This window comes from Shewanella sp. 1311 (assembly GCF_059338235.1).
Genome location: NZ_CM181686.1, coordinates 550,915 through 571,231, shown reverse-complemented (window position 1 = coordinate 571,231; position 20,317 = coordinate 550,915). Strand labels below are relative to the sequence as shown.

The following is a 20,317-nucleotide window of genomic DNA, read 5'->3' as shown; positions in this document are numbered from 1 at the left end:
AGTAAATATGATGGCTATGAATACAGAAACCTTATCCTTGATAAAGCAAAGCATTAAAACGATTCCTAATTATCCTAAGGAAGGGATTTTATTTCGAGATGTCACCAGTTTGCTTGAGAATGCAGCCGCCTATAAAGCGACCATCGACTTGTTAGTTGAACATTATCGTGGCCAAGGCTTTACCAAAATTGTGGGCACTGAAGCCCGTGGTTTCTTGTTCGGTGCGCCGTTGGCTTTAGAATTGGGTGTGGGTTTTGTACCTGTGCGTAAACCGGGTAAATTACCGCGTGTGACTATCAGCCAAAGCTATGAACTGGAATACGGTCACGATAGCCTAGAAATTCATACCGATGCGATTAACCCAAATGACAAAGTGCTAGTCGTTGACGATTTACTCGCGACTGGCGGTACTATTGAAGCGACCGTTAAACTCATTCGCCAACTGGGCGGTGAAGTTAAACATGCGGCCTTTGTGATCTCATTACCTGATTTAGGTGGTGAAGCCCGTTTAACCGCATTAGGGCTTGAGTTGGTTAAACTTTGTGAGTTTGAAGGCGAATAAATCTGCAGCTAAAGGCGCCTTGGGATAGTTTGATGGCATGTCAAATCATGACATGTTATCTTTCAAAGTTCTCGGGGCGCATGCTCCCGCTCTTGTATCACATACTCTGGGGAGTTCCATGTCATATCAGGTGTTAGCCAGAAAATGGCGCCCTGCCACATTTGATCAAATGGTTGGCCAAAGCCATGTTTTGCATGCCTTGACCAATGCGTTAAGCCAGCAGCGCTTACATCATGCATACCTGTTTACGGGAACGCGCGGTGTCGGTAAAACCAGCTTGGCGCGACTCTTTGCCAAAGGCTTAAATTGCGAACAAGGCGTGACAGCGACTCCCTGTGGTGCTTGCGGCAGCTGCGTGGAAATCGCTCAAGGCCGTTTTGTCGATTTAATTGAAGTCGATGCTGCGTCCCGCACTAAGGTCGATGACACCCGTGAGCTGTTAGATAATGTGCAGTATCGTCCGACCCGTGGCCGTTTTAAGGTTTATCTCATCGACGAAGTGCATATGCTGTCGCGCAGCAGTTTTAACGCACTGCTAAAAACCTTAGAAGAACCCCCCGAGCACGTTAAATTTCTTTTAGCGACGACCGATCCACAGAAACTGCCGGTGACTGTGTTATCCCGTTGTTTGCAATTCAATTTAAAAAGCCTGACCCAAGGCGAAATTGGCACTCAGCTCAATCATATCTTGACTCAAGAGCAATTTCCCTTTGATGCTGAAGCCCTAAAGCTTCTTGCCAAAGCCGCCAATGGCAGTATGCGTGATGCCTTGAGTTTGACCGATCAAGCGATCGCCTTTGGTGGCGGCAATGTGATGCTCACTCAAGTGCAAACTATGCTGGGCAGTATTGATGAGCAGCATGTGGTTGCCTTGCTTAAAGCCTTAACCGATGCCGATATTGGCGTGTTAATGCACACTTGCGCCCAAGTGCTCGCGTACGGCGCCGATGCCCAAGAAGTGCTGCGCAGTTTGCTTGAGCTGTTACATCAAATTACCTTGACCCAATTTGCCCCCGCGGCCGCGCAGCAATCTTTGTATAGCGCGCAAATTCGCGCCTTTGCCGAGCAGCTGACGCCGGAGCAAGTGCAGCTTTATTATCAGATTTTATTAACGGGCCGCAAAGATTTACCCCATGCACCCGACCCTAAATCGGGTCTTGAGATGGCGCTGTTACGCGCAGTCGCATTTGTGCCAGAAAAGCCGGTAAAGCGTTGGCAGCCTGATGCGGTCGCTGAGATCCGTTTACCAGAAGGGCAAACGCCCGTTGCGGTAACTGCTGCTGTGCAAGCTCCTCATGTAAATGAACCACAGTTTGCTGAAACACATACTGCTGAACCACATACAACTGAACCGCATACCATTGAAACAGTGCCTGCTGAAAAAAAAACAGCATTAATTGAGCAAACTAGCGCTAACCAGCAAGTTGAAACCGCGCAAGCGGACGCTGTTGACATGGCTGACGTGTCAATTGAGCCAGCAGATACCTCAGAGCAGGCGCTTGATGCTGAGCTCGAAGCGGATGCGGCATTAATTGCCGAACAGGCGGTGATTCTAAGTCAGGCGCAGAGTCAGGGATTTAACGCTGACAGCTTAAACACTGACATAGTGAATGCTGAGGTAGAGCCTCAAACTCAAACAGTATCAACCGCTCAAGCGCCTTCTATACACATTTCTGAACCCGTTGCTGACATTGAGGCATCGGTTGCCAGTCTTGATGCTCATAATAGTGAAGTTCCTGAATTAATTGGGGCAACTGCCGAGTCGAGTATTGTTAATCCAGCAGCGGCTGAAATGGTTGTTGATTCAACACCTGCTGATAACAACAGCGCAGCTGAGAACACACTGGATAACAATCCCACCGCTAACAATACGCTTGAGCAAAAGGGGCTAGATGAACATCGCCCCTATGGAACTGAAGCCGAGCATTCATATCCAGCGATGGGAGCTTATGCCCAAGAGTCAGCACCGCTCGATTCCTATCAAGATGCTTATGTTGAATTCTCCTCCGGCTCTTACAATGACGATGATTTTCATCACAGCTTTGACTCTCATGCTGTGCCTGATGATGTTCAACACTCAGCTAATGTTCAACACTCAGATAGTGTTCAACACTCAGATAGTGTTCAACACTCAGATAGTGTTCAACATTCTGCTGATGTTCAAAGCGCAGCAAGTATTCAAAGTGCTTTAGGCATGCAAGGCTCTGTTGATAGTCAGTCAGCTGCAATGGCTCAAGTGTCTCCTCAGACACTAACTCCAATTTCAATTCCAACACTAGCCTCCGCATCCTTAGCCGATGATGATATTCTCTCGGCGGTGTTGGCGGCGCGGGATTCACTGTTATCAGATCTTGATGCCTTAAGTGTTAAGGACGGTGATGAAAAAAAGTCGTCACTGGACTCAAAATTAAAGACACCAAACAGTAAAGCCAATGGGATCTGTTTATCAAAACCTGCCAGTAAAAGTGATGCAAGTAAGACAAGTGCGTCATTCTCTGCCGATCCCGCCGCTGATTTAGATCCCGATTTAACAATAGATTTCGATGATGATTTTGACTTAGATCTTGAGCCAATTGCTCAGCATCAATCAGTGCCTTCGGTTGCAAGAGCCTCTAGTTCTGTCCCTGCTGATCCAGTCAAACCGGCAGCATATGACCGTCCGCCTTGGGAGGCTGCGCCAGAAGTAGCGTCAACAGCTGAGCTTATCGAAACGACTCAGGTTGATAGCGGTAATACTGATATCGCTGATGCTGTGATGGCTCAAGGCTCTGATATAAATGATGACTCTGCCAGCAGTTGCCAAGGATCTTTAAATACTAGCAACACTGCCAATGACGTACAGAATAATGCGGCAGATGGTAATGACTCCCAGAGTGCTGAGCAGGGTTCAGATTCGAAGTCACAAGTGCTTCAAACTCAAGCAAGACATCAAGATAAAGTGCAAGCTACCGCGTTAACGCCGGCTAGCACGACTGCACTGACTCAGACTGCTAGCGCTGTTGAACGTACGCAGGAGAGGGAAGTCGCGCTTAGTACACTTCCGATCAGTGGTCATCCATTAGATTTGCATTGGTACAAGTTGATGGCGAGCTTAGAGGTCGGCGGGCGAGTGCGGCAACTGGCGGTTAATTCCGTTTGCCAAACCCTGAGCGATCCTTTGCCGCTGCTGCTTAAGCCAAATCAGAAGCATCTTGCGGCCGATGTTGCCATAGTACAGCTCGAGCAAGCCTTAAGTGCTGCGCTCGGGAACCCAAGACGGGTACAAGTGGTCATAGGAATCGATGCGCAGCGGGAAACGCCTTTAGAGTTACGTAAACGTTTCCACCAAGAGTTGCTGCAACAGGCGCATCAATCACTGATCCATGATGACAATGTGCAATGGTTGATCCAACGTATGGGCGCCGAACTCGATGCCGACAGTTTAGTGTATCCGCCCGAGTTGTTGAATTTACGCAGTCAGCAAATACAAGCGTTACCTGAGTTAACTGAGGCGGCGAGTTAACCATTATTGACGAGCCCTTGGGTAAAATGTTCGTCGTTAATTTGTAACCTTGTGGTTTAAATTTGAGCTTGAAGTGCATATTTATAGTGATGCTGCTGAGAAACTCGGCATCGAGATCATAAGTTTATTAACAAGATAACGGCATTGATTGCCAATCCCATTTATTTAAGTAAGATTAGCCGCGTTAATGCTTGCGACTAACCCTAATAGAAGAGAAAAGACTATGTTTGGAAAAGGCGGTATGGGCAATCTGATGAAACAGGCCCAGATGATGCAAGAAAAAATGGCCAAAGTGCAGGAAGAAATCGCCCGTATGGAAATGGTGGGTGAATCTGGTGCAGGTTTGGTGAAAGTCACCATGACTGGCGCGCACACAGTGCGTAAAGTTGAAATCGACCCAAGCCTGATGGAAGACGACAAAGAAATGCTGGAAGATTTGATTGCTGCGGCTTGTAATGACGCTGCCCGTCGAATCGAAGAAAACCAAAAAACTAAAATGGCCGAAGTCACTGGTGGTATGCAATTACCTCCAGGCATGAAAATGCCATTTTAATTGAGATAGCCGATGAAATTTAGTCCACTGTTAGATGAGTTAATTCAGTCCCTGCGTTGTTTACCTGGGGTTGGGCCTAAATCGGCGCAACGTATGGCGTTTCAGTTACTCGAGCGCGACAGAAAAGCAGGGCTTAAATTAGCCAGTGCGCTGTCCAGTGCGATGAGTGACGTCGGTCATTGCCAGTCTTGCCGAACCTACACTGAAGAAACCCTCTGTCCGATTTGTGCTAGCCATAAACGCGGTACGTCTTCCACCATTTGTGTGGTGGAAACGCCGGCCGATGTGTTAGCCATTGAGGCGGGTGGACATTTCACCGGTCGCTACTTTGTTCTTTTAGGTCATTTATCGCCACTCGATGGTGTTGGGCCAGAAGAGCTAGGTTTAGCGTTACTCGAGCGCCACTTGGCTTCGGGTGATGTGGCCGAGTTGATTTTAGCGACCAATCCGACGGTAGAAGGCGAGGCAACAGCGCATTTTATTGCTGATATGGCCAGACGCCATAAGGTGATGATCAGTCGCATCGCCCACGGCGTGCCCGTTGGTGGCGAGCTTGAATATGTGGATAGCACGACGTTAGCCTTGTCATTCAATGGCCGTTTACCGCTTTAACAGAACACAGTGACTCAGTTTAGTTAGTGTAATGCGATTGATTATATTAGCTTAATTTAAATGCTGAACTGTTCGACTCGACTCAATTGTCGCGATATCCCTTAAACCCGCCAAGAACCTATCTTGAGCGGGTTTTTATTTGCCCAGTGTTTCAACCTAGATGTCGAGGCTGGGTTGTGGTGATAGGGCCGTGGAGATAGCGCTGTGCTTCAATCCTCATTTCAATTGATATCTACCCATATAAAAACTAGGTTTATCAATAGTTTTTTAAATTTCATACTTGTCTTATGCGAGCTTCATCCGTAAAGTCGGTTTGATAAGAAGCGGGCTAAGTTGCGATTTACCACAGTGTTCGTGCCTTTGTGCCTAAGCTAATTCGTGGATTTAGATCTGTGTGCTTAGCTCTGTGTACGTTGAACCGGACAGGTATTTTTTATTAGAAAACCATGGAGGGGACTCATTGGAAAAGATTACGATTAGGCATGCAGAGAAGCGTGACGCCGCAGCCATTCAAGCCGTATATGCCTGCCCAAATGCCTATACTGGTACCTTACAACTCCCTTGGCCATCGACCGATAAATGGGAGTCACGCCTTGCGGCAACATCGAATCATATTAGTCGCTATGTCGCAGAGATTGACGGTGAAATTGTCGGCGAGTTGGGTTTTGAGGTGTATGAGCAACCCCGTCGTAGGCATGTTGCCTCCTTTGGAATGGGGGTAAAAGACAGCTACCAAGGCCGCGGTGTTGGTAGCGCCTTGATTAACGTTATGCTTGAGCTTACCGATAAATGGATGAATATAAAACGAATTGAATTAACGGTTTATACCGACAATCATGCCGCCATTGGTCTATATAAAAAGTTTGGTTTTGTAATGGAAGGTGAGTCGAAGGATTTTGCCTTTAGAAATGGTGAGTTTGTCAGTGTGTATCATATGGCGCGGATAAAATAGCATGCTGGTCTTGGCACTATTTTAACGGTTGCTTAAGGCATTTACTTTAAGAATGGACTCTAAGCGCTCATTCCAAGTCCTAACTTTAAGTCATAACTATATGATCTGACGCTAAGTGCTCAATCTAAGAACTTACTTCAAGTGCTCACTTCACAAACCGAGGTCTGGGATAGCATTAAGCGCTCATTTTCAGAGCTCGCTTTAGGTGCTAAGTGTGTGTCTATCTCAACTTTTAAGGATAAAAAATGGGACTCATTTTATTGCCACTACTGATACTTTGGTTGGGTGTCGGTATTTATGCCATTCGTATCGGCTATCAAGTCTTGGCTGGGACATCTCAATTAAGCTATACACTCAGCGTTTGTGCGATCGCTATGGTGGCATTACTGCTTTATCTCTATTTTGGTTTCGCTCAATTTAAGGAAAATAAAGCGTTGTGGGCGTTCGAAATTCCGATGTTTTTTGCTGCGAATAAGCTCGCTTTTGGCGTCATGATCCTTGGTCTGTTGCTGCACTGGTTCGGTCAAGGTGTTCTCACTTCCGCTTATTTGAAACCTCTACCTTTCATCATGATTTTCACCGTTTCCTTTGGTGCTATGGCAGGAGTCATATTGTCCGACACCTTCATGGCGAAATTTGAAATCCAAAAAACGCATTGATGTCAGCTAATCAGGTTAAATTTTTAGTTCGAATGCTGTTGCTGAAGTGGATTTGAACTGACGATCTTCGATCGCTATTTATAGAGAGTTGAACCTGACGAGTTACCAGTGGTGCACTGATGATTTACAGAAAGTTTTATGAATTTCAGATACAAAAAAACCAGCTTAAGCTGGTTAAATTGGTTGCGGGAGCCGGATTTGAACCGACGACCTTCGGGTTATGAGCCCGACGAGCTACCATACTGCTCCATCCCGCGTCCGATTGTTGCTGTCAATAACTATTTTAATTCTGTCATTTAAGAATTGGTTGCGGGAGCCGGATTTGAACCGACGACCTTCGGGTTATGAGCCCGACGAGCTACCATACTGCTCCATCCCGCGTCCGATTGTTGCTGTTAATAACTGTTTTAATTCTGTCATCTAAGAATTGGTTGCGGGAGCCGGATTTGAACCGACGACCTTCGGGTTATGAGCCCGACGAGCTACCATACTGCTCCATCCCGCGTCCGATTTTTGCTGTTAATAACTGTTTTAATTCTGTCATCTAAGAATTGGTTGCGGGAGCCGGATTTGAACCGACGACCTTCGGGTTATGAGCCCGACGAGCTACCATACTGCTCCATCCCGCGTCCGATTGTTGCTATGAATAACTATTTTAATTCTGTCATTTAAGAATTGCTGCCGAAGCCGGATTTGAACCGCCGACCTTCGCCTGTTGTTTATAATGAGTTGAGCCCGATGAGCTGTTTCTCGTTATAAACACATATAGAAAGTGGTTGCGGGAGCCGGATTTGAACCGACGACCTTCGGGTTATGAGCCCGACGAGCTACCATGCTGCTCCATCCCGCGTCCGATATCTATCTGTTTTACTTTACTATTTTGCTTTAAATTGGTTGCGGGAGCAGGATTTGAACCTACGACCTTCGGGTTATGAGCCCGACGAGCTACCATGCTGCTCCATCCCGCGTCCGTCTTCAAAGCGGGGCAGACTATAACGGCAGTGCCCTTGCAATGCAAGGACGAAGATTGAAAAAGGTGGTGAACGCTTAAATATAAAGCGGGATGGGCGGCATTCATACGATTTACTTATAAGTTGGGGATTTTCCGTCGATTATCTTAGGCCAAGACAGTGACTAAATGGGGCTTTGGCTAATAACTGTTTATCTTTTATGTATCCGAGCAGGTATAATGTCGCTTTGATTTTGACTGCGTACTGATTATCCCATGCTTAATTTTTTTGCCGCCGCCCCTAAGGGCTTTGAATATAGCTTAGCCCAAGAGCTGACAGAATTTGGTGCGACTGAAGTAAAAGAGAGTGTTGCTGGTGTGTATTTCACGGCCTCCTTAGCTTTAGCGTATCGCATTACTTTATGGACACGCTTAGCCAGCCGCATTGTGTTGGTTATCTATAAAGGAAGCTGCGAGTCGGCAGAACAACTCTATAATGCAGCTTATTGTGTTGATTGGCCGGCACACTTTTCCAATAAAAGCACTTTTAGTATCGATTTCCATGGTACGGGTGGTTTTCTTAATAATACCCAGTTTGGCGCCTTGAAGATTAAGGATGCGATTGTCGATCGTTTCCGCGACGATGATATTGAGCGTCCGAATGTGTCTCGCGTTGATGCTGAGTTTAAAGTCGATGCGCATTTCCGTAATGGCGTGATCACGATTGCGATGAACTTCTCGGGTCCATCGCTTCATCAACGTGGCTATCGTTCGACCACAGGTGAAGCGCCATTGAAAGAAAACTTAGCCGCCAACATGCTCGTACGCAGTGGCTGGCAAGCGGCGCCTTCAACCTTGCTCGATCCTTTCTGTGGTAGCGGTACAGTGCTGATTGAAGCGGCGTTAATGGCTGCCGATATTGCCCCTGGTCTGCAACGTAGCCGTTTTGGTTTTGAACATTGGCGCCGCCATGATAAAGCCGTGTGGCAAGAAATCGTTGAAGAAGCGAAAGCGCGTGCCTCATTAGGCGTGAAACGTTGCGAGATTAAATTCTACGGTTCTGATATCGATTCGCGCTTAGTCGCGTTGGCGAAACGTAACGCCGAAAATGCCGGTGTACTGGAGTTAATCGAGTTTCAAGTTGCGGATGCTTTAACGATAGCGCCGCCTGCGGAAAGTGGCTATTTGATCACTAACCCACCTTATGGTGAGCGTTTAGGCAATGTGTCTGAGTTATTGCAGCTTTACTATCAGCTGGGCGACAAGTTTAAGAAAGAGTTTGGCGGCTGGAAAGTGGCCATGCTGTGTAGTGATATCGAACTGGTGTCATCGCTAAAGCTTAAAGCCGATAAACAGATGAAGATGTTTAACGGCGCACTTGAATGTGCCTTTAATATCTATACCTTACATGCCAACAGTACTCGCCGTGATACGCCAGTGCTGCCAGATGGCGTCGATATTGCCGATATCGCCCCAGCTTTTGCTAACCGCATTAAGAAGAATGCCAAGTTATTAGAGAAATGGGCGAAGAAAGAAGGCGTCGACAGCTATCGTATTTACGATGCCGACATTCCTGAATATAACGTCGCAGTCGATAAGTATTTAGATTACGTGATTATTCAAGAGTATATGGCGCCAGCGACCATACCTGAAGCCGTGACTAAGCGCCGTTTAAGCGATGTGTTATTAGCACTGCCGTCGGCTATTGGCATCAACCCTAACAAGATGATCATGAAGACGCGTGAGCGTCAAAAGGGTACGAGTCAATATCAAAAGCTGGATGAGCGTAAGTTAGAGCTTATCACTACCGAATATGGTGCTAAGTTCAAGTTGAACTTAACCGGTTATTTGGATACAGGTTTGTTCCTCGATCACAGATTGACACGTCGTTTAGTCGGTCAAAAATCTAAAGGCCGCCGCGTACTGAACTTGTTCTCTTACACAGGTTCTGCTTCTGTACACGCAGCGCTTGGCGGTGCTAAGTCGGTAACGACAGTTGATATGTCTAATACCTATATCGCTTGGGCGAAGGACAACTTTGCGCTCAATGGCCTGCAAGGTAAGCAGTATGAGTTTGTTCAATCTGACTGCATGCAGTGGATTAGGGATTGTAATGAACAGTACGATCTGATTTTTATCGATCCGCCGACCTTCTCAAACTCTAAGCGCATGGAAGATTCGTTTGATGTGCAACGGGATCATGTGAATTTACTGTCATCCTTAGTGAAACTGCTCAGCCCAACGGGCGAGCTAGTGTTCTCTAACAATAAACGTAAGTTTAAGATGGACATAGAGACGCTGACAAAGATGAACATTAATGTGACAAACATTGATGACGTGACTTTACCTATGGACTACAAACGTAATCCACATATCCATAACACCTGGCTTATCACCCATGCCTGAGTTGACTCAAGCAGAGGGGGATAACAAGTCTTATCTGCTATATCACACCGATGGTTGCCATCTGTGTGAACTGGCCGCGGCGTTACTGGACGCGGCCGACATTGGCTATCAGGCCATAGATATATGTGACGATGAATACCTCGCGCAGCGTTATGGCGTATCGATCCCTGTGATTAAAGCTTGGGATGATAGAGAATTACATTGGCCATTTAACGCAACGCAATTACAAGAGTTTACAGGAGCTTAGTTTGAGTCTGGTTCGTATCAATAGTGGCTCTTTAGCCTATGGTTACACTCCGTTGTTACAAAAAGCGGATTTTACTATTCAACGCGGCGAGCGCGTGTGTATTGTTGGCCGTAACGGTGCCGGCAAGTCGAGTTTATTAAAAGTGTTATCCGGCGATGTGCTGCTGGATGAAGGCGAGTTCAACATTGCCGGTAATGTGAGTGTTAGTCGTTTACAGCAAGATCCGCCAAAAGCTGAGCAAGGCACGGTATACGCGTATATCGCGGCAGGATTAAAGGAAGTGGGTGAGGCGCTTGAGCGTTATCATCAACTGTCCCACGATGTCGCCCATGCCGATCCAGAGCAAATGGATCGTATGTTAAATGAGATGCAAGGTCTGCAAGAAACCTTAGATCACTATAATGGTTGGCAGCTCGATTCGCGCATTCAACAAAACTGCGAGTTGTTAGGCCTCGATCCTGACAAATCCTTGAGCGAGTTATCCGGTGGTTGGCAGCGTAAAGTGGCGTTAGCCAGAGCACTGGTCAGCGAGCCAGATCTGTTGTTACTTGATGAGCCTACCAACCATTTAGACATAGACACGATTGAATGGCTTGAAAAGTTTTTACTTGATTATCAAGGTGCTATCGTCTTTATCAGTCACGATAGGGGCTTTATTGCCCGTATGGCGACGCGGATTGTCGATTTAGACCGTGGTGTTGTGACCTCATGGCCGGGCAACTATCAAATGTATCTTGATGGTAAGCAAGAATGGCTGCGCGTTGAAGCTGAGAAAAATGCCTTGTTTGACAAGCGTCTCGCCGATGAAGAAGTATGGATCCGTCAAGGCGTTAAAGCCAGACGTACCCGTAATGAAGGCAGAGTGCGCGCACTTAAAGCGCTACGTGATGAGCGCAGTGAACGTTTGAATCGTCAAGGCAACGCTAAGATGGCGGTATCGGATACCGAACGTTCTGGTAAGTTAGTATTTGATGTTCAAGATCTTAACTTCAATCTGCCCGATAAAAATCTGGTTAAGAACTTCAATACCACAGTGATCCGCGGTGACCGCATTGCGCTGATTGGCCCGAACGGCTGTGGTAAATCGACCTTGATCAAACTATTAATCGAGAAGCTGCAACCGCAATCGGGCGAAATTAAAGTCGGCACTAAGCTCGAAATTGCTTATTTCGACCAATATCGCGAAGCCTTAGATCCTGAGCAAACGGTTGAAGATAACGTTGGTGAAGGTAAAAAGACCATCACGATTAATGGTCAAGACCGCCACATATTAAGTTATTTGCAAGACTTCTTGTTCTCGCCTATGCGCGCCAGAACGCCAGTAAAAGCGCTGTCGGGTGGTGAAAAAAACCGTCTGTTACTGGCTAAGCTCTTAATTCGCCCTGCAAACTTAATCATACTCGACGAACCGACCAACGATCTTGATATTGAGACCCTAGAATTGTTAGAGTCGCTGCTAACTGAATATCAAGGCACACTTTTGTTGGTGAGCCATGATAGGGCATTTATCGATAATACCGTCACCAGTAGTTGGTGGTATGCGGGTAATGGCCATTGGAGCGAGTATGTTGGTGGTTATCAAGACGCAGTGAATCAGGGGGCAAAGTTTTATTCTGAGGAACCTAGTTCGCAAAAGGCGGTCGAAGCTCCTGCGGTTGAAACGAAAGCCGTTGAAGTTAAGGCTGCGGAACCTGCGAAAGCGGTAAAAAAACTGTCGTATAAGTTACAGCGTGAGTTAGAGTCGTTACCCACTGTGATGGAGCAATTAGAGGCAGATATTCTTGCATTGCAGACCACCATTGGACATTCAGACTTTTATAGTCAGGCGCAGGATAAAGTCAATCAGGTATTGAGCCAGTTGGCGGATAAAGAAAAGCAATTGGAAGTTTGCTTCGAGCGATGGGAAGAGCTTGAGTCACTGAAGTAAACCAATAATAAAAATGGGAATAGAATTAATGAAGTTACAGTTGGATAAAGCCCTTTCCTTGGTTGCCTTAGGTGTCCTTGGTGTATTAAACAGTGCCCATGCTGCACCTGTCTATGAAATCGTTAATATCGATAGTTATGAGCTGCAAGGTACGCTTAAAGATACTCGTAACGGCTATGCTCTAGGCGTGAATGCCAATGATGAGTTAGTCGGTATCTCAAAGGGTAAGAAAAAGCTCAGCAGTTCAGATGTTGAAGGCGGCGTCATTGATGTTGCTGATGGTATCGCACCGGAAGAAACTATTACGTATTCGATAGATAAAGCCATCATTGCTAATAACTTTGCCTTTGTTGCTAAGGAAAATGATGATACATCTAAGCCTTGGTTCCCCACTTTTGACAGCATTAATGGTACTACAGCACCAAGTGATACTACTGTGATTAATTCAGTTGATACCTTTTATTACGGTATTAACGATGCAGGTATTAAAGTGGGCAGCATGACTGCGCCTGAAAAGAAAACAGAGAATACATCTACTGCTGATAAAGCAGATGATTACTGGTATTACCGTGACTATGAGTTCCGCGGTGTCGCCAAAGCTGGCAGTACTGAAATACCGCTAGTACCTCCCTATACGCAATTTGTTAATGCTGATAAGACTAAAACCGTTGAGTTAGGCGGATGGTCAGCGGCAACAGCCATTAATAACAATAATTTAGTAGCGGGTTATGCCAGTATTGATATTAGTAAATATGGTAGCGATAGAGTTAATTATTGTTTAGGTACAGAGAATACTTTGCCGGTAGATGTGTGCGTACAACGTGAGCAATATCCGAATTCTACAGGTACACGTAATATTCAGTATCAAACTCGCGCCTATGTATGGCAAATCGATAATGATACGGCTACAGGAACGGCGTTGCCTTTAGGATTAACACCTAAAGCTGATAACACTTTAACCTTTACCGCTCAAGCGCTCGGCTTGAATGATAACGGTGTCGTTGCGGGTCGTTCACACGTTTATCGTAACAATGATACAGATAAGCTGCGTCAAGATGCGGCCTATTGGGCTAAAGATACCGAAGGTAACTACCAATACCACTGGATCCCTATGGGGGATTCGATTTCAAGCTCTATCGCCTATGATATCAACAACAGTGGAATTCTGGTCGGTAGTTATCGCAGTTATATCCAAGGGTATTTACGCGATAAATTTTTCGTCTTTGATACTAATACCCCAGATGTCGCTTATGTAACCCCGAATGATTTTGGCTCAACGACAACGGATCTTTCGAGTAAGCCAAAAGACATCAACAACAAAGGTCAAGTTGTTGGTTATATCGAGACAACATATGATAAAGAGAAGCCACGCCCTAAAGCGGGTTTTCTGTATGAAAAATCGACAGGTGAGTTTAATAACCTTAACAAGTTACTGACCTGTGAGTCTAAGGGTTATGAAAAAGCCAGTGATGGTAGCTGGGCACGTCATCAAGTCGAAGTGCGTGACGGTTCGGGTAAAACCTTCACGTATAATGCCGATATTATTGTGGTCGAAGGGACAAGTATTAACGAAGAGGGCACTATTGTAGGGACAGCATTCATTCGTAAGCCTTCCTTACAACTTGATAGTGCTGGCAATATTATTGTTGGCGAAAATGGTGAAGCGCTATTTGAACTCAATGGCAATGGTGATCCAGTGACTGCCTATATCCCGGGTATGGTCGTACTAAAACCCATCACTAATGGTGAGGCTTGCACCGTTGAGGATAATACCGATACGGGTAATTTTGAGCGTTCTGGTGCTGCAACCTTAGCTTGGTTATTTGCTTTACCATTAGTGTGGTTCCGTCGTCGAACTCGCTAAGTTTTAAGCTTCAATTCAGACTAAAAAAATCGAGGCAAAATGCCTCGATTTTTTTTCGCTAGGATCTCAATAGTTTAATAAATAGTCAGTATAATAGCCGATTTTTTGATTGATCTTGGCGTCAAAAAGCACTATTTCTATGAGTGAAGCTTTTGCTTCTATTTTATGTAGAACAGAGGACGCTTGCATGAAAAGACAAAAACGAGATCGTTTAGACAGAGCTTTTTCAAAAGGATTCCAAGCTGGTGTGGGTGGGCGCTCTAAGGAGCTCTGTCCTTATGCAAATCTTGATTCGCGATCGCAGTGGTTAGGCGGTTGGCGTGAAGGTGTGGATGGCCGAGTTAATGGGCTATTTAATAAATAATTGAGTTTTAACTCATTAATTAAATAGTCCAGAACAAGCAAAGTAATGCAGCATATTGCCCTCAGATGAGGGCATTTTTATATCTGCAGTACGTATAGCTTCAGTGTCTTGGCGTCAGACGGATTAGAATGTAGAGGTATCGCTAAAGACACCGACTTTTAGATCGGTTGCACTGTAGATTTGACGGCCATCCACTTCTAGGATTGCATCTGCAATACCCATCACCAGTTTACGGTGAATGGTACGCTTGATATTGAGCTTGTAAGTGACTTTCTTCGCGCCTGGTAATACTTGGCCGGTAAACTTCACTTCACCTACACCCAGTGCACGTCCTTTACCTTCAGCGCCTTCCCAGCCTAAATAGAAGCCCACGAGTTGCCACATGGCATCTAGGCCTAAACAGCCTGGCATTACGGGATCGGTAATGAAGTGGCAGTCAAAAAACCATAAGTCTGGATTAATATCGAGTTCAGCGACAATTTCACCTTTGCCAAACTCGCCGCCATTATCATTGATAGTGACGATTCTATCCATCATCAGCATGTTATCGACAGGCAGACGAGGTGAGTTTGGACCAAATAATTTCCCATGGCCACAGGCGATGAGTTCTTCTTTATTGAAACTGTTTGCTTTATTCATTGTTTTACTACTCCAGCAATAAGAGCCGCCAAGGTTAGCGAACACGTGTAAGCTAAACAACTCCGATCAGCTAATTAGCGGCGAAAAAATCCCAATTTTGCGAGTAATCTCGTGATTAGGCCGATTTCCTCCTCCCCATTTCCCGCGAGCTTGTCTAATCGTTCCTGCACGAGACCATATAATGAATCATGTGGGAAATCATTATCTTCATCGGCAACACCCGCTGGCATTTGCATTAATAGCTCAACCGCTTGGTCCATATGTTCAATGGCATAGATGTGAAACAGGCCTTTGCCTACAGCTGTAATCACTTTGGGATTGAGATTAAGCTGTAATACGTTTGACTTCGGCATAATAACGCCTTGTTCTCCCGTAAGTCCGCGGCGTTCACACAGATTAAAAAAGCCTTCAATCTTCTCGTTGATGCCGCCAATCGCTTGCACATTACCAAATTGATCCAATGCGCCGGTAATCGCCAGTGATTGAATAATGGGTTGTTCGGCAATCGCTGACATCAAACAACAGTACTCTGCGAGTGATGCACTATCGCCATCAATTTCTTGATAGGACTGTTCGAAAACGATATTGGCATTCAGGTGTAATGGCGCATCTCGTCCAAAGATACGGTACAAACAGGCTGAAAGGATCATCATGCCTTTGGCATGTATATTCCCGCCAAGTTCAGATTTTCTTTCAATATCGGCTACTTCACCATCACCGTAGTGAACAGATGCCGTGATACGCGCTGGTTCACCATAGCTATAATCGATAGCATCAATCACAGTTAAGCCATTAATCTGGCCAACCATAGCACCCGAAGTTGGCAGATTTATGAAATTGTCATCGAAGCTCTGGCCCGAATATTCTTCCGAACTGTTATGACGATAGTTGGCTTGGGTTAACGCGTGCTCAATACTGCTTGCATTGATGCTCGGTTTACCACGATAGGCTTTAGCTTGCATCATGAGCTGGGCGAACTCGAGCATAGATAAACTGAGGCGACGCTGATGTTCGGTTAACCGTGCACTATAGCGAAAGAGTGGCGCTAAGCTTGATTGTTCAAGCGTGACATCCACACTTTGGGCAACAGCTTGCAGCCATGCGACGTATTGTGACTCTTTATAACGGACCAAGTCGATTTCACTGGCAAGTTCCGCTAATAGGGTAAAGTGACGTTGAAATTGCCAATCTTCAGTTCTGACTTGGCTATAAATCATCCCGGCACCAACCAGGACTATCTTACAGTTCAATGGAATAGAACTTAAGTTATTGCTAATTTGATACTCTTTATGGGTGAGGATTTGCATCACTAACTCCCATAAACCTTCACGTTTCCACAGTGACTCGGCGCAAATAAACACATAATGGCATTGGGCTAGGGCACCAGCTTGATACTGACTCGTTGTTCCTGTTTGCGCCATACGGCCAATTAAATCTGCACGGCGAATATTGCCACTGAGGTAGCGATAGTGAGTTGTTTTCTCGGCAATACTTCCTTGATTTTCCTGCGGCTTATCGGACTGCCACTGAAATGTTACCGCCTTATCAATCGGACGTGTCGCCACTAAATACGCAGGGGACAAAGGTGCAAGGCTATCGATACAGGCTTTGATCATTAACTGGCGGTCAATGCTCGGGAAATCGGCCAGATACAAGTGTTGATCGACAATAGCTTGGTGGAGTTTAAATGCGTCCACAGTGCGCTCTTGCCCTAAGAGCAATGCGCTTAGATTGGCAGCCGTTTCGGAAAGGGTTGGCAGGCTAAATTCAGGTGCGAGTGAAGACGTGGGTATCAAGAGTGAATTCATATAAGCATTTACCGTGAAAAGTTACAGTGATTTTACCATACCAAGACGACAAGTCTCTCACTGTATAGGTGTTTTTACGTCTGTTTGCCCGATTATTCGTTGAAACTAGCGATGTATTTGCCGTAAAAAACATCGTGGTGAACATAAGTTGAGCATTTGGCTCAATAATTAAAAATTGAGGTTTACAAGCTAGCGGTATGCTTATATTATTTTCGGCGTTCGGAGGGGTGGCAGAGTGGTTTAATGCACCGGTCTTGAAAACCGGCGTGGGTTTATAGCCCACCCAGGGTTCAAATCCCTGCTCCTCCGCCATATTTAGTCAAAAGGCCGCTAAGCAATTAGCGGCCTTTTGCATTTATACAGTTTGAACCCTTGGGTTCCTGATTCGAGGCACGGCTCCTCCGCGATTTTCACGAGAAAGGCCATCAGCAATGATGGCCTTGTTTGTTTGTATAATTTGAACCAAGGTTACTCATTCTAAGCTCAGCTCCTCCGTCATATTTAGTCAAAATGCCGCTAAGCAATTAGCGGCATTTTGCATTTATACAGCTTGAACCCTTGGGTTCCTGATTTTAAGCGCAGCTCCTGCGCAATACTTACGAGAAAGGCCATCAGCAATGATGGCCTTTTTTGTTTGTATAATTTGAACCAAGGTTCCTCATTCTAAGCTCAGCTCCTCCCTCATATTTAGTCAAAATGCCGCTAAGCAATTAGCGGCATTTTGCATTTATACAGTTTGAACCCTTGGGTTCCTGATTTTAAGCGCAGCTCCTGCGCCATATTCACGAGAAAGGCCATCAGCAATGATGGCCTTTTTTGTTTGTATAATTTGAACCAAGGTTCCTCATTCTAAGCTCAGCTCCTCCCTCATATTTAGTCAAAATGCCGCTAAGCAATTAGCGGCATTTTGCATTTATACAGTTTGAACCCTTGGGTTCTTGATTTGAGGCACGGCTCCTCCGCGATATTCACGATAAAGGCTATCAGCAATGATGGCCTTTTGGGTTTGTATAATTTGAATTAAGGTTCCTCATTCTAAGTTCTGCTTCTGTGAAGCAGAGATGGTCTTTTATGTCCGATCTTCTTGTTTATGGTCTACACTCATCTCAGTGGCCAAGTTTATGGTTTTTATGGTCTTTAAAATTTGCACTAGGATGGTGCGACGTATGATTCTCGATTGTCTAGGATCATACGGCCGAGCAATTCTCCCATCTGGGTGACTTATTTTAAGTAGAGAAAGCTATGTTGTTACCAACACGTATTTCGCAGCGGCTCACTATGGGCAGCATAGTGCTGCTTTTACTGACCGGACTTGCCGTTTTTGGTGTGATGTCACTTAGGGGGCAACCTAGAGTAGTGGCGGCGAGTCAAGAGTTAATCGAGCAAACCGGTAGCAGTATCGTGAGGCAACTCGCGCTCAAGCTTGCAAGTATTGAGGGCATTACCTTAAGCCTTGCACACCTCGCAGAAGTGTTACCCCACGAGCAAGCTCTTTACCTTAATTCCTTACCCAATCTAATTGATAATAATGGCGATCTCACTATCGCTGGCGGCGGGATCTGGCCTGAGCCGGATAAATTTGTCGCTGGAAGCACCCGCCATAGTTTTTTCTGGGCCCGTGGTAGCGATAATTTGCTGGCTTATTCAGATGACTATAATGCGCAATCTGGTCCTGGCTATCACAATGATCCTTGGTATACCGGGGCACGCACAAGTTCTGTATCCCAGTGTTTATGGTCTGAAGCCTATCAGGATACCGTTACGAAAGTGGCGATGGTGACATGCAGTGTGCCATATCATCTGACGGGGACATTTGCCGGGGTCGCAACAATAGATTTGAAACTTGATGATTTAGCAAAATTTCTAACAGAACATGGCAATGTAACTGACGGCTATGCTTTTGCTTTAGATCAAGCGGGTAATATCTTACATTTTCCTGAAGCGAATAAGTCCGACACTATGCTGCGCTTCACGGAACTCGTCGGGCAGTTACCTTGGCTTGCCCCCGTTGAAGCTGCGCTCAAACAAACCTCAATTAATAACGTTATTTCAGTGAGTTTAGATAAGGATGGAAGACTCAATCAGGCGAGCGAGGTAAGCCTTTTTGTGATGCCTGATACCGGATGGGTGATTGGTCTTGTGACGCCAAAGACCCGAGTCACAGGGCTTGCCCGTGAGCTGACCTTTGATATTTTGTTGTTTTTATTGCCCTTGCTCGCCATTTTACTTTATTTGGCTTGGTTGTCGGGTAAAAAACTGTTGGCGCAACTTGAGGAAACCACAGATCAAATTGCTTCCCTTGGGAGCGGTAATTTGGGCGCCAATGTCGAGCTGCAAATTCAGCGGGATGATGAAGTTGGCGCTTTGCGTCGAGCTGTAAATACCTATGCGGGTACACTGAGGGCAATGCTCGATTTGATCACCCAAGAGGCGAAGAAAGTTCAGTTTGAGGCAACGCAATTAAGTGGTCTTAGCCATAGGTTAGCCCAACGTGCTGAACAACAGCGGCTTGAGAGTGCGCAACTCGCCGCGGCGATAACACAAATGTCTTCAAGCGCGATGGAAGTGGCAAATAACACTAATGATTGCGCTGCAACAGCGCAATCTTCTTTAATTGTGGTGCGAGAAGGGCAAACCCGAGTGGCATCCAGCAATGCTTCCATTGAGGTATTAGCGGGGGAAATCGCCAATGCGACCAAGGTGATATCCCAGTTGGCTCAAGATAGTCAGAAAGTGGGCGCCGTATTGGATGTGATCAAGGCGATTTCTGAGCAAACTAATCTGTTAGCGTTAAATGCGGCAATAGAAGCAGCAAGGGCGGGGGATCAGGGTCGTGGCTTTGCGGTTGTTGCCGATGAAGTACGAACTCTTGCGGGGCGAACTCAAGATTCCGCCAATGAAATCAGTACCATGATTAACGCTTTGCAATCGGCTTCGCGGCTTGCGGTACAAGCGATGCAAACAGGTGAGTCCCGCACTGTCCACGCAGTTGCTGAGGCTGAGGGAGCGGCCAGTTCTTTATCGAGTACTGTACAAAGTTTCGATGATATTTCCCAGCGAGCTCAGCAAATTGCTTTAGCCGCTCAGCAACAAAGCCAAGTGACTCAGGAGATCAATGAGTTGGCGGTGCGGATTAATAGTATTAGTGAAGATAACTCTCTTGATGCGACCGCGCTCGATGCGTTAAGCCTTGAGATGCAAAAATTATCTGACCGTTTAATCAATATCAATCGAGCTTAATCCTAATATCCTAATAAATAGTGGGTCACCTTG

The 20,317-nt window shown here is 45.9% G+C and carries 14 protein-coding genes and 7 tRNA genes; 13 read left to right on the top strand and 8 right to left on the bottom strand.

Annotation, left to right across the window (positions count from 1 at the left end; all coding sequences use genetic code 11):
- Positions 1-10 precede the first annotated feature (10 nt).
- From apt to AC5YB3_RS02625, 6 genes are all read left to right on the top strand, one after another.
- Positions 11-562: an adenine phosphoribosyltransferase gene (gene apt / locus AC5YB3_RS02650; protein ID WP_494526501.1), complete on the top strand. Its 552-nt coding sequence runs from the start codon at positions 11-13 to the stop codon at positions 560-562.
- 37 nt (positions 563-599) lie between these two features.
- On the top strand, positions 600-4,064 hold the full coding sequence (gene dnaX, locus AC5YB3_RS02645; RefSeq protein WP_494526500.1) for a DNA polymerase III subunit gamma/tau: 3,465 nt from the start codon (positions 600-602) through the stop codon (positions 4,062-4,064).
- Positions 4,065-4,287: 223 nt separating this feature from the next.
- The gene (locus tag AC5YB3_RS02640) at positions 4,288-4,617 is read left to right on the top strand and encodes a YbaB/EbfC family nucleoid-associated protein (protein ID WP_006082082.1); all 330 of its coding nucleotides are present in this window, start codon (positions 4,288-4,290) and stop codon (positions 4,615-4,617) included.
- A 12-nt stretch (positions 4,618-4,629) separates the two neighbouring features.
- Positions 4,630-5,229: a recombination mediator RecR gene (gene recR / locus AC5YB3_RS02635; protein ID WP_006082081.1), complete on the top strand. Its 600-nt coding sequence runs from the start codon at positions 4,630-4,632 to the stop codon at positions 5,227-5,229.
- Positions 5,230-5,689: 460 nt separating this feature from the next.
- Positions 5,690-6,181 (top strand): GNAT family N-acetyltransferase, encoded by a 492-nt coding sequence (locus AC5YB3_RS02630; RefSeq protein WP_012089490.1) that lies wholly within the window; start codon positions 5,690-5,692, stop codon positions 6,179-6,181.
- A 245-nt stretch (positions 6,182-6,426) separates the two neighbouring features.
- Positions 6,427-6,840, top strand: coding sequence for a hypothetical protein (locus tag AC5YB3_RS02625; protein ID WP_006082079.1), 414 nt, complete (start codon positions 6,427-6,429; stop codon positions 6,838-6,840).
- A gap of 180 nt (positions 6,841-7,020) precedes the next feature.
- On the opposite strand, the gene AC5YB3_RS02620 is transcribed toward AC5YB3_RS02625, so the two are convergent.
- The 6 genes from AC5YB3_RS02620 to AC5YB3_RS02595 all read right to left on the bottom strand — a co-directional run bounded on the left by AC5YB3_RS02620 (position 7,021) and on the right by AC5YB3_RS02595 (position 7,808).
- Positions 7,021-7,097: transfer RNA gene (locus AC5YB3_RS02620), tRNA-Met, on the bottom strand.
- Positions 7,098-7,144: 47 nt separating this feature from the next.
- A tRNA-Met gene (locus AC5YB3_RS02615) sits at positions 7,145-7,221 on the bottom strand.
- Positions 7,222-7,268: 47 nt separating this feature from the next.
- Positions 7,269-7,345, bottom strand: a tRNA-Met gene (locus AC5YB3_RS02610).
- 47 nt (positions 7,346-7,392) lie between these two features.
- A tRNA-Met gene (locus tag AC5YB3_RS02605) sits at positions 7,393-7,469 on the bottom strand.
- Between the two features lie 144 nt (positions 7,470-7,613).
- A tRNA-Met gene (locus AC5YB3_RS02600) sits at positions 7,614-7,690 on the bottom strand.
- Between the two features lie 41 nt (positions 7,691-7,731).
- Positions 7,732-7,808 (bottom strand) — tRNA-Met (locus AC5YB3_RS02595).
- A gap of 257 nt (positions 7,809-8,065) precedes the next feature.
- Between AC5YB3_RS02595 and rlmKL the strand changes: the two genes are divergently transcribed.
- The 5 genes from rlmKL to rmf all read left to right on the top strand — a co-directional run bounded on the left by rlmKL (position 8,066) and on the right by rmf (position 14,597).
- On the top strand, positions 8,066-10,195 hold the full coding sequence (gene rlmKL / locus AC5YB3_RS02590; RefSeq protein WP_063883043.1) for a bifunctional 23S rRNA (guanine(2069)-N(7))-methyltransferase RlmK/23S rRNA (guanine(2445)-N(2))-methyltransferase RlmL: 2,130 nt from the start codon (positions 8,066-8,068) through the stop codon (positions 10,193-10,195).
- Entirely contained in the window at positions 10,188-10,442 is a 255-nt protein-coding gene (locus AC5YB3_RS02585; RefSeq protein ID WP_011847054.1) for a glutaredoxin family protein, read from the top strand. Before rlmKL ends, AC5YB3_RS02585 begins: the two co-directional genes overlap by 8 nt.
- 1 nt (position 10,443) lies before the next feature.
- On the top strand, positions 10,444-12,369 hold the full coding sequence (locus tag AC5YB3_RS02580) for an ABC transporter ATP-binding protein (protein WP_006082076.1): 1,926 nt from the start codon (positions 10,444-10,446) through the stop codon (positions 12,367-12,369).
- 28 nt (positions 12,370-12,397) lie between these two features.
- Positions 12,398-14,233, top strand: coding sequence for a DUF3466 family protein (locus AC5YB3_RS02575; RefSeq protein ID WP_494526499.1), 1,836 nt, complete (start codon positions 12,398-12,400; stop codon positions 14,231-14,233).
- 187 nt (positions 14,234-14,420) lie between these two features.
- Positions 14,421-14,597 carry a ribosome modulation factor gene (gene rmf, locus AC5YB3_RS02570; RefSeq protein ID WP_006082074.1) on the top strand — a complete coding sequence of 59 codons (177 nt, stop codon included), beginning with the start codon at positions 14,421-14,423 and terminating at the stop codon, positions 14,595-14,597.
- Between the two features lie 123 nt (positions 14,598-14,720).
- Here rmf and fabA read toward each other — a convergent pair whose 3' ends face one another.
- Together fabA and AC5YB3_RS02560 are read right to left on the bottom strand one after the other, a co-directional pair.
- Positions 14,721-15,236: a bifunctional 3-hydroxydecanoyl-ACP dehydratase/trans-2-decenoyl-ACP isomerase gene (fabA, locus tag AC5YB3_RS02565; protein WP_006082073.1), complete on the bottom strand. Its 516-nt coding sequence runs from the start codon at positions 15,234-15,236 to the stop codon at positions 14,721-14,723.
- 74 nt (positions 15,237-15,310) lie between these two features.
- The gene (locus tag AC5YB3_RS02560) at positions 15,311-17,044 is read right to left on the bottom strand and encodes an AAA family ATPase (protein WP_107404352.1); all 1,734 of its coding nucleotides are present in this window, start codon (positions 17,042-17,044) and stop codon (positions 15,311-15,313) included.
- 221 nt (positions 17,045-17,265) lie between these two features.
- Between AC5YB3_RS02560 and AC5YB3_RS02555 the strand changes: the two genes are divergently transcribed.
- Positions 17,266-17,356 (top strand) — tRNA-Ser (locus tag AC5YB3_RS02555).
- Positions 17,357-18,286: 930 nt separating this feature from the next.
- Complete coding sequence (locus AC5YB3_RS02550) at positions 18,287-20,284, top strand: methyl-accepting chemotaxis protein (RefSeq protein WP_494526498.1); 1,998 nt, start codon at positions 18,287-18,289, stop codon at positions 20,282-20,284.
- Positions 20,285-20,317 lie beyond the last annotated feature (33 nt).

Excerpts from the sequence above, each read along its gene's own strand:
- AC5YB3_RS02560 (WP_107404352.1), bottom strand. The coding sequence starts at position 17,044 with ATGAATTCACTCTTGATACCCACGTCTTCACTCGCACCTGAATTTAGC.
- fabA (WP_006082073.1), bottom strand. The coding sequence starts at position 15,236 with ATGAATAAAGCAAACAGTTTCAATAAAGAAGAACTCATCGCCTGTGGC.
- AC5YB3_RS02585 (WP_011847054.1), top strand. The coding sequence starts at position 10,188 with ATGCCTGAGTTGACTCAAGCAGAGGGGGATAACAAGTCTTATCTGCTA.
- AC5YB3_RS02550 (WP_494526498.1), top strand. The coding sequence starts at position 18,287 with ATGTTGTTACCAACACGTATTTCGCAGCGGCTCACTATGGGCAGCATA.
- AC5YB3_RS02625 (WP_006082079.1), top strand. The coding sequence starts at position 6,427 with ATGGGACTCATTTTATTGCCACTACTGATACTTTGGTTGGGTGTCGGT.
- AC5YB3_RS02575 (WP_494526499.1), top strand. The coding sequence starts at position 12,398 with ATGAAGTTACAGTTGGATAAAGCCCTTTCCTTGGTTGCCTTAGGTGTC.
- recR (WP_006082081.1), top strand. The coding sequence starts at position 4,630 with ATGAAATTTAGTCCACTGTTAGATGAGTTAATTCAGTCCCTGCGTTGT.
- AC5YB3_RS02640 (WP_006082082.1), top strand. The coding sequence starts at position 4,288 with ATGTTTGGAAAAGGCGGTATGGGCAATCTGATGAAACAGGCCCAGATG.
- rmf (WP_006082074.1), top strand. The coding sequence starts at position 14,421 with ATGAAAAGACAAAAACGAGATCGTTTAGACAGAGCTTTTTCAAAAGGA.
- rlmKL (WP_063883043.1), top strand. The coding sequence starts at position 8,066 with ATGCTTAATTTTTTTGCCGCCGCCCCTAAGGGCTTTGAATATAGCTTA.
- apt (WP_494526501.1), top strand. The coding sequence starts at position 11 with ATGGCTATGAATACAGAAACCTTATCCTTGATAAAGCAAAGCATTAAA.
- dnaX (WP_494526500.1), top strand. The coding sequence starts at position 600 with ATGTCAAATCATGACATGTTATCTTTCAAAGTTCTCGGGGCGCATGCT.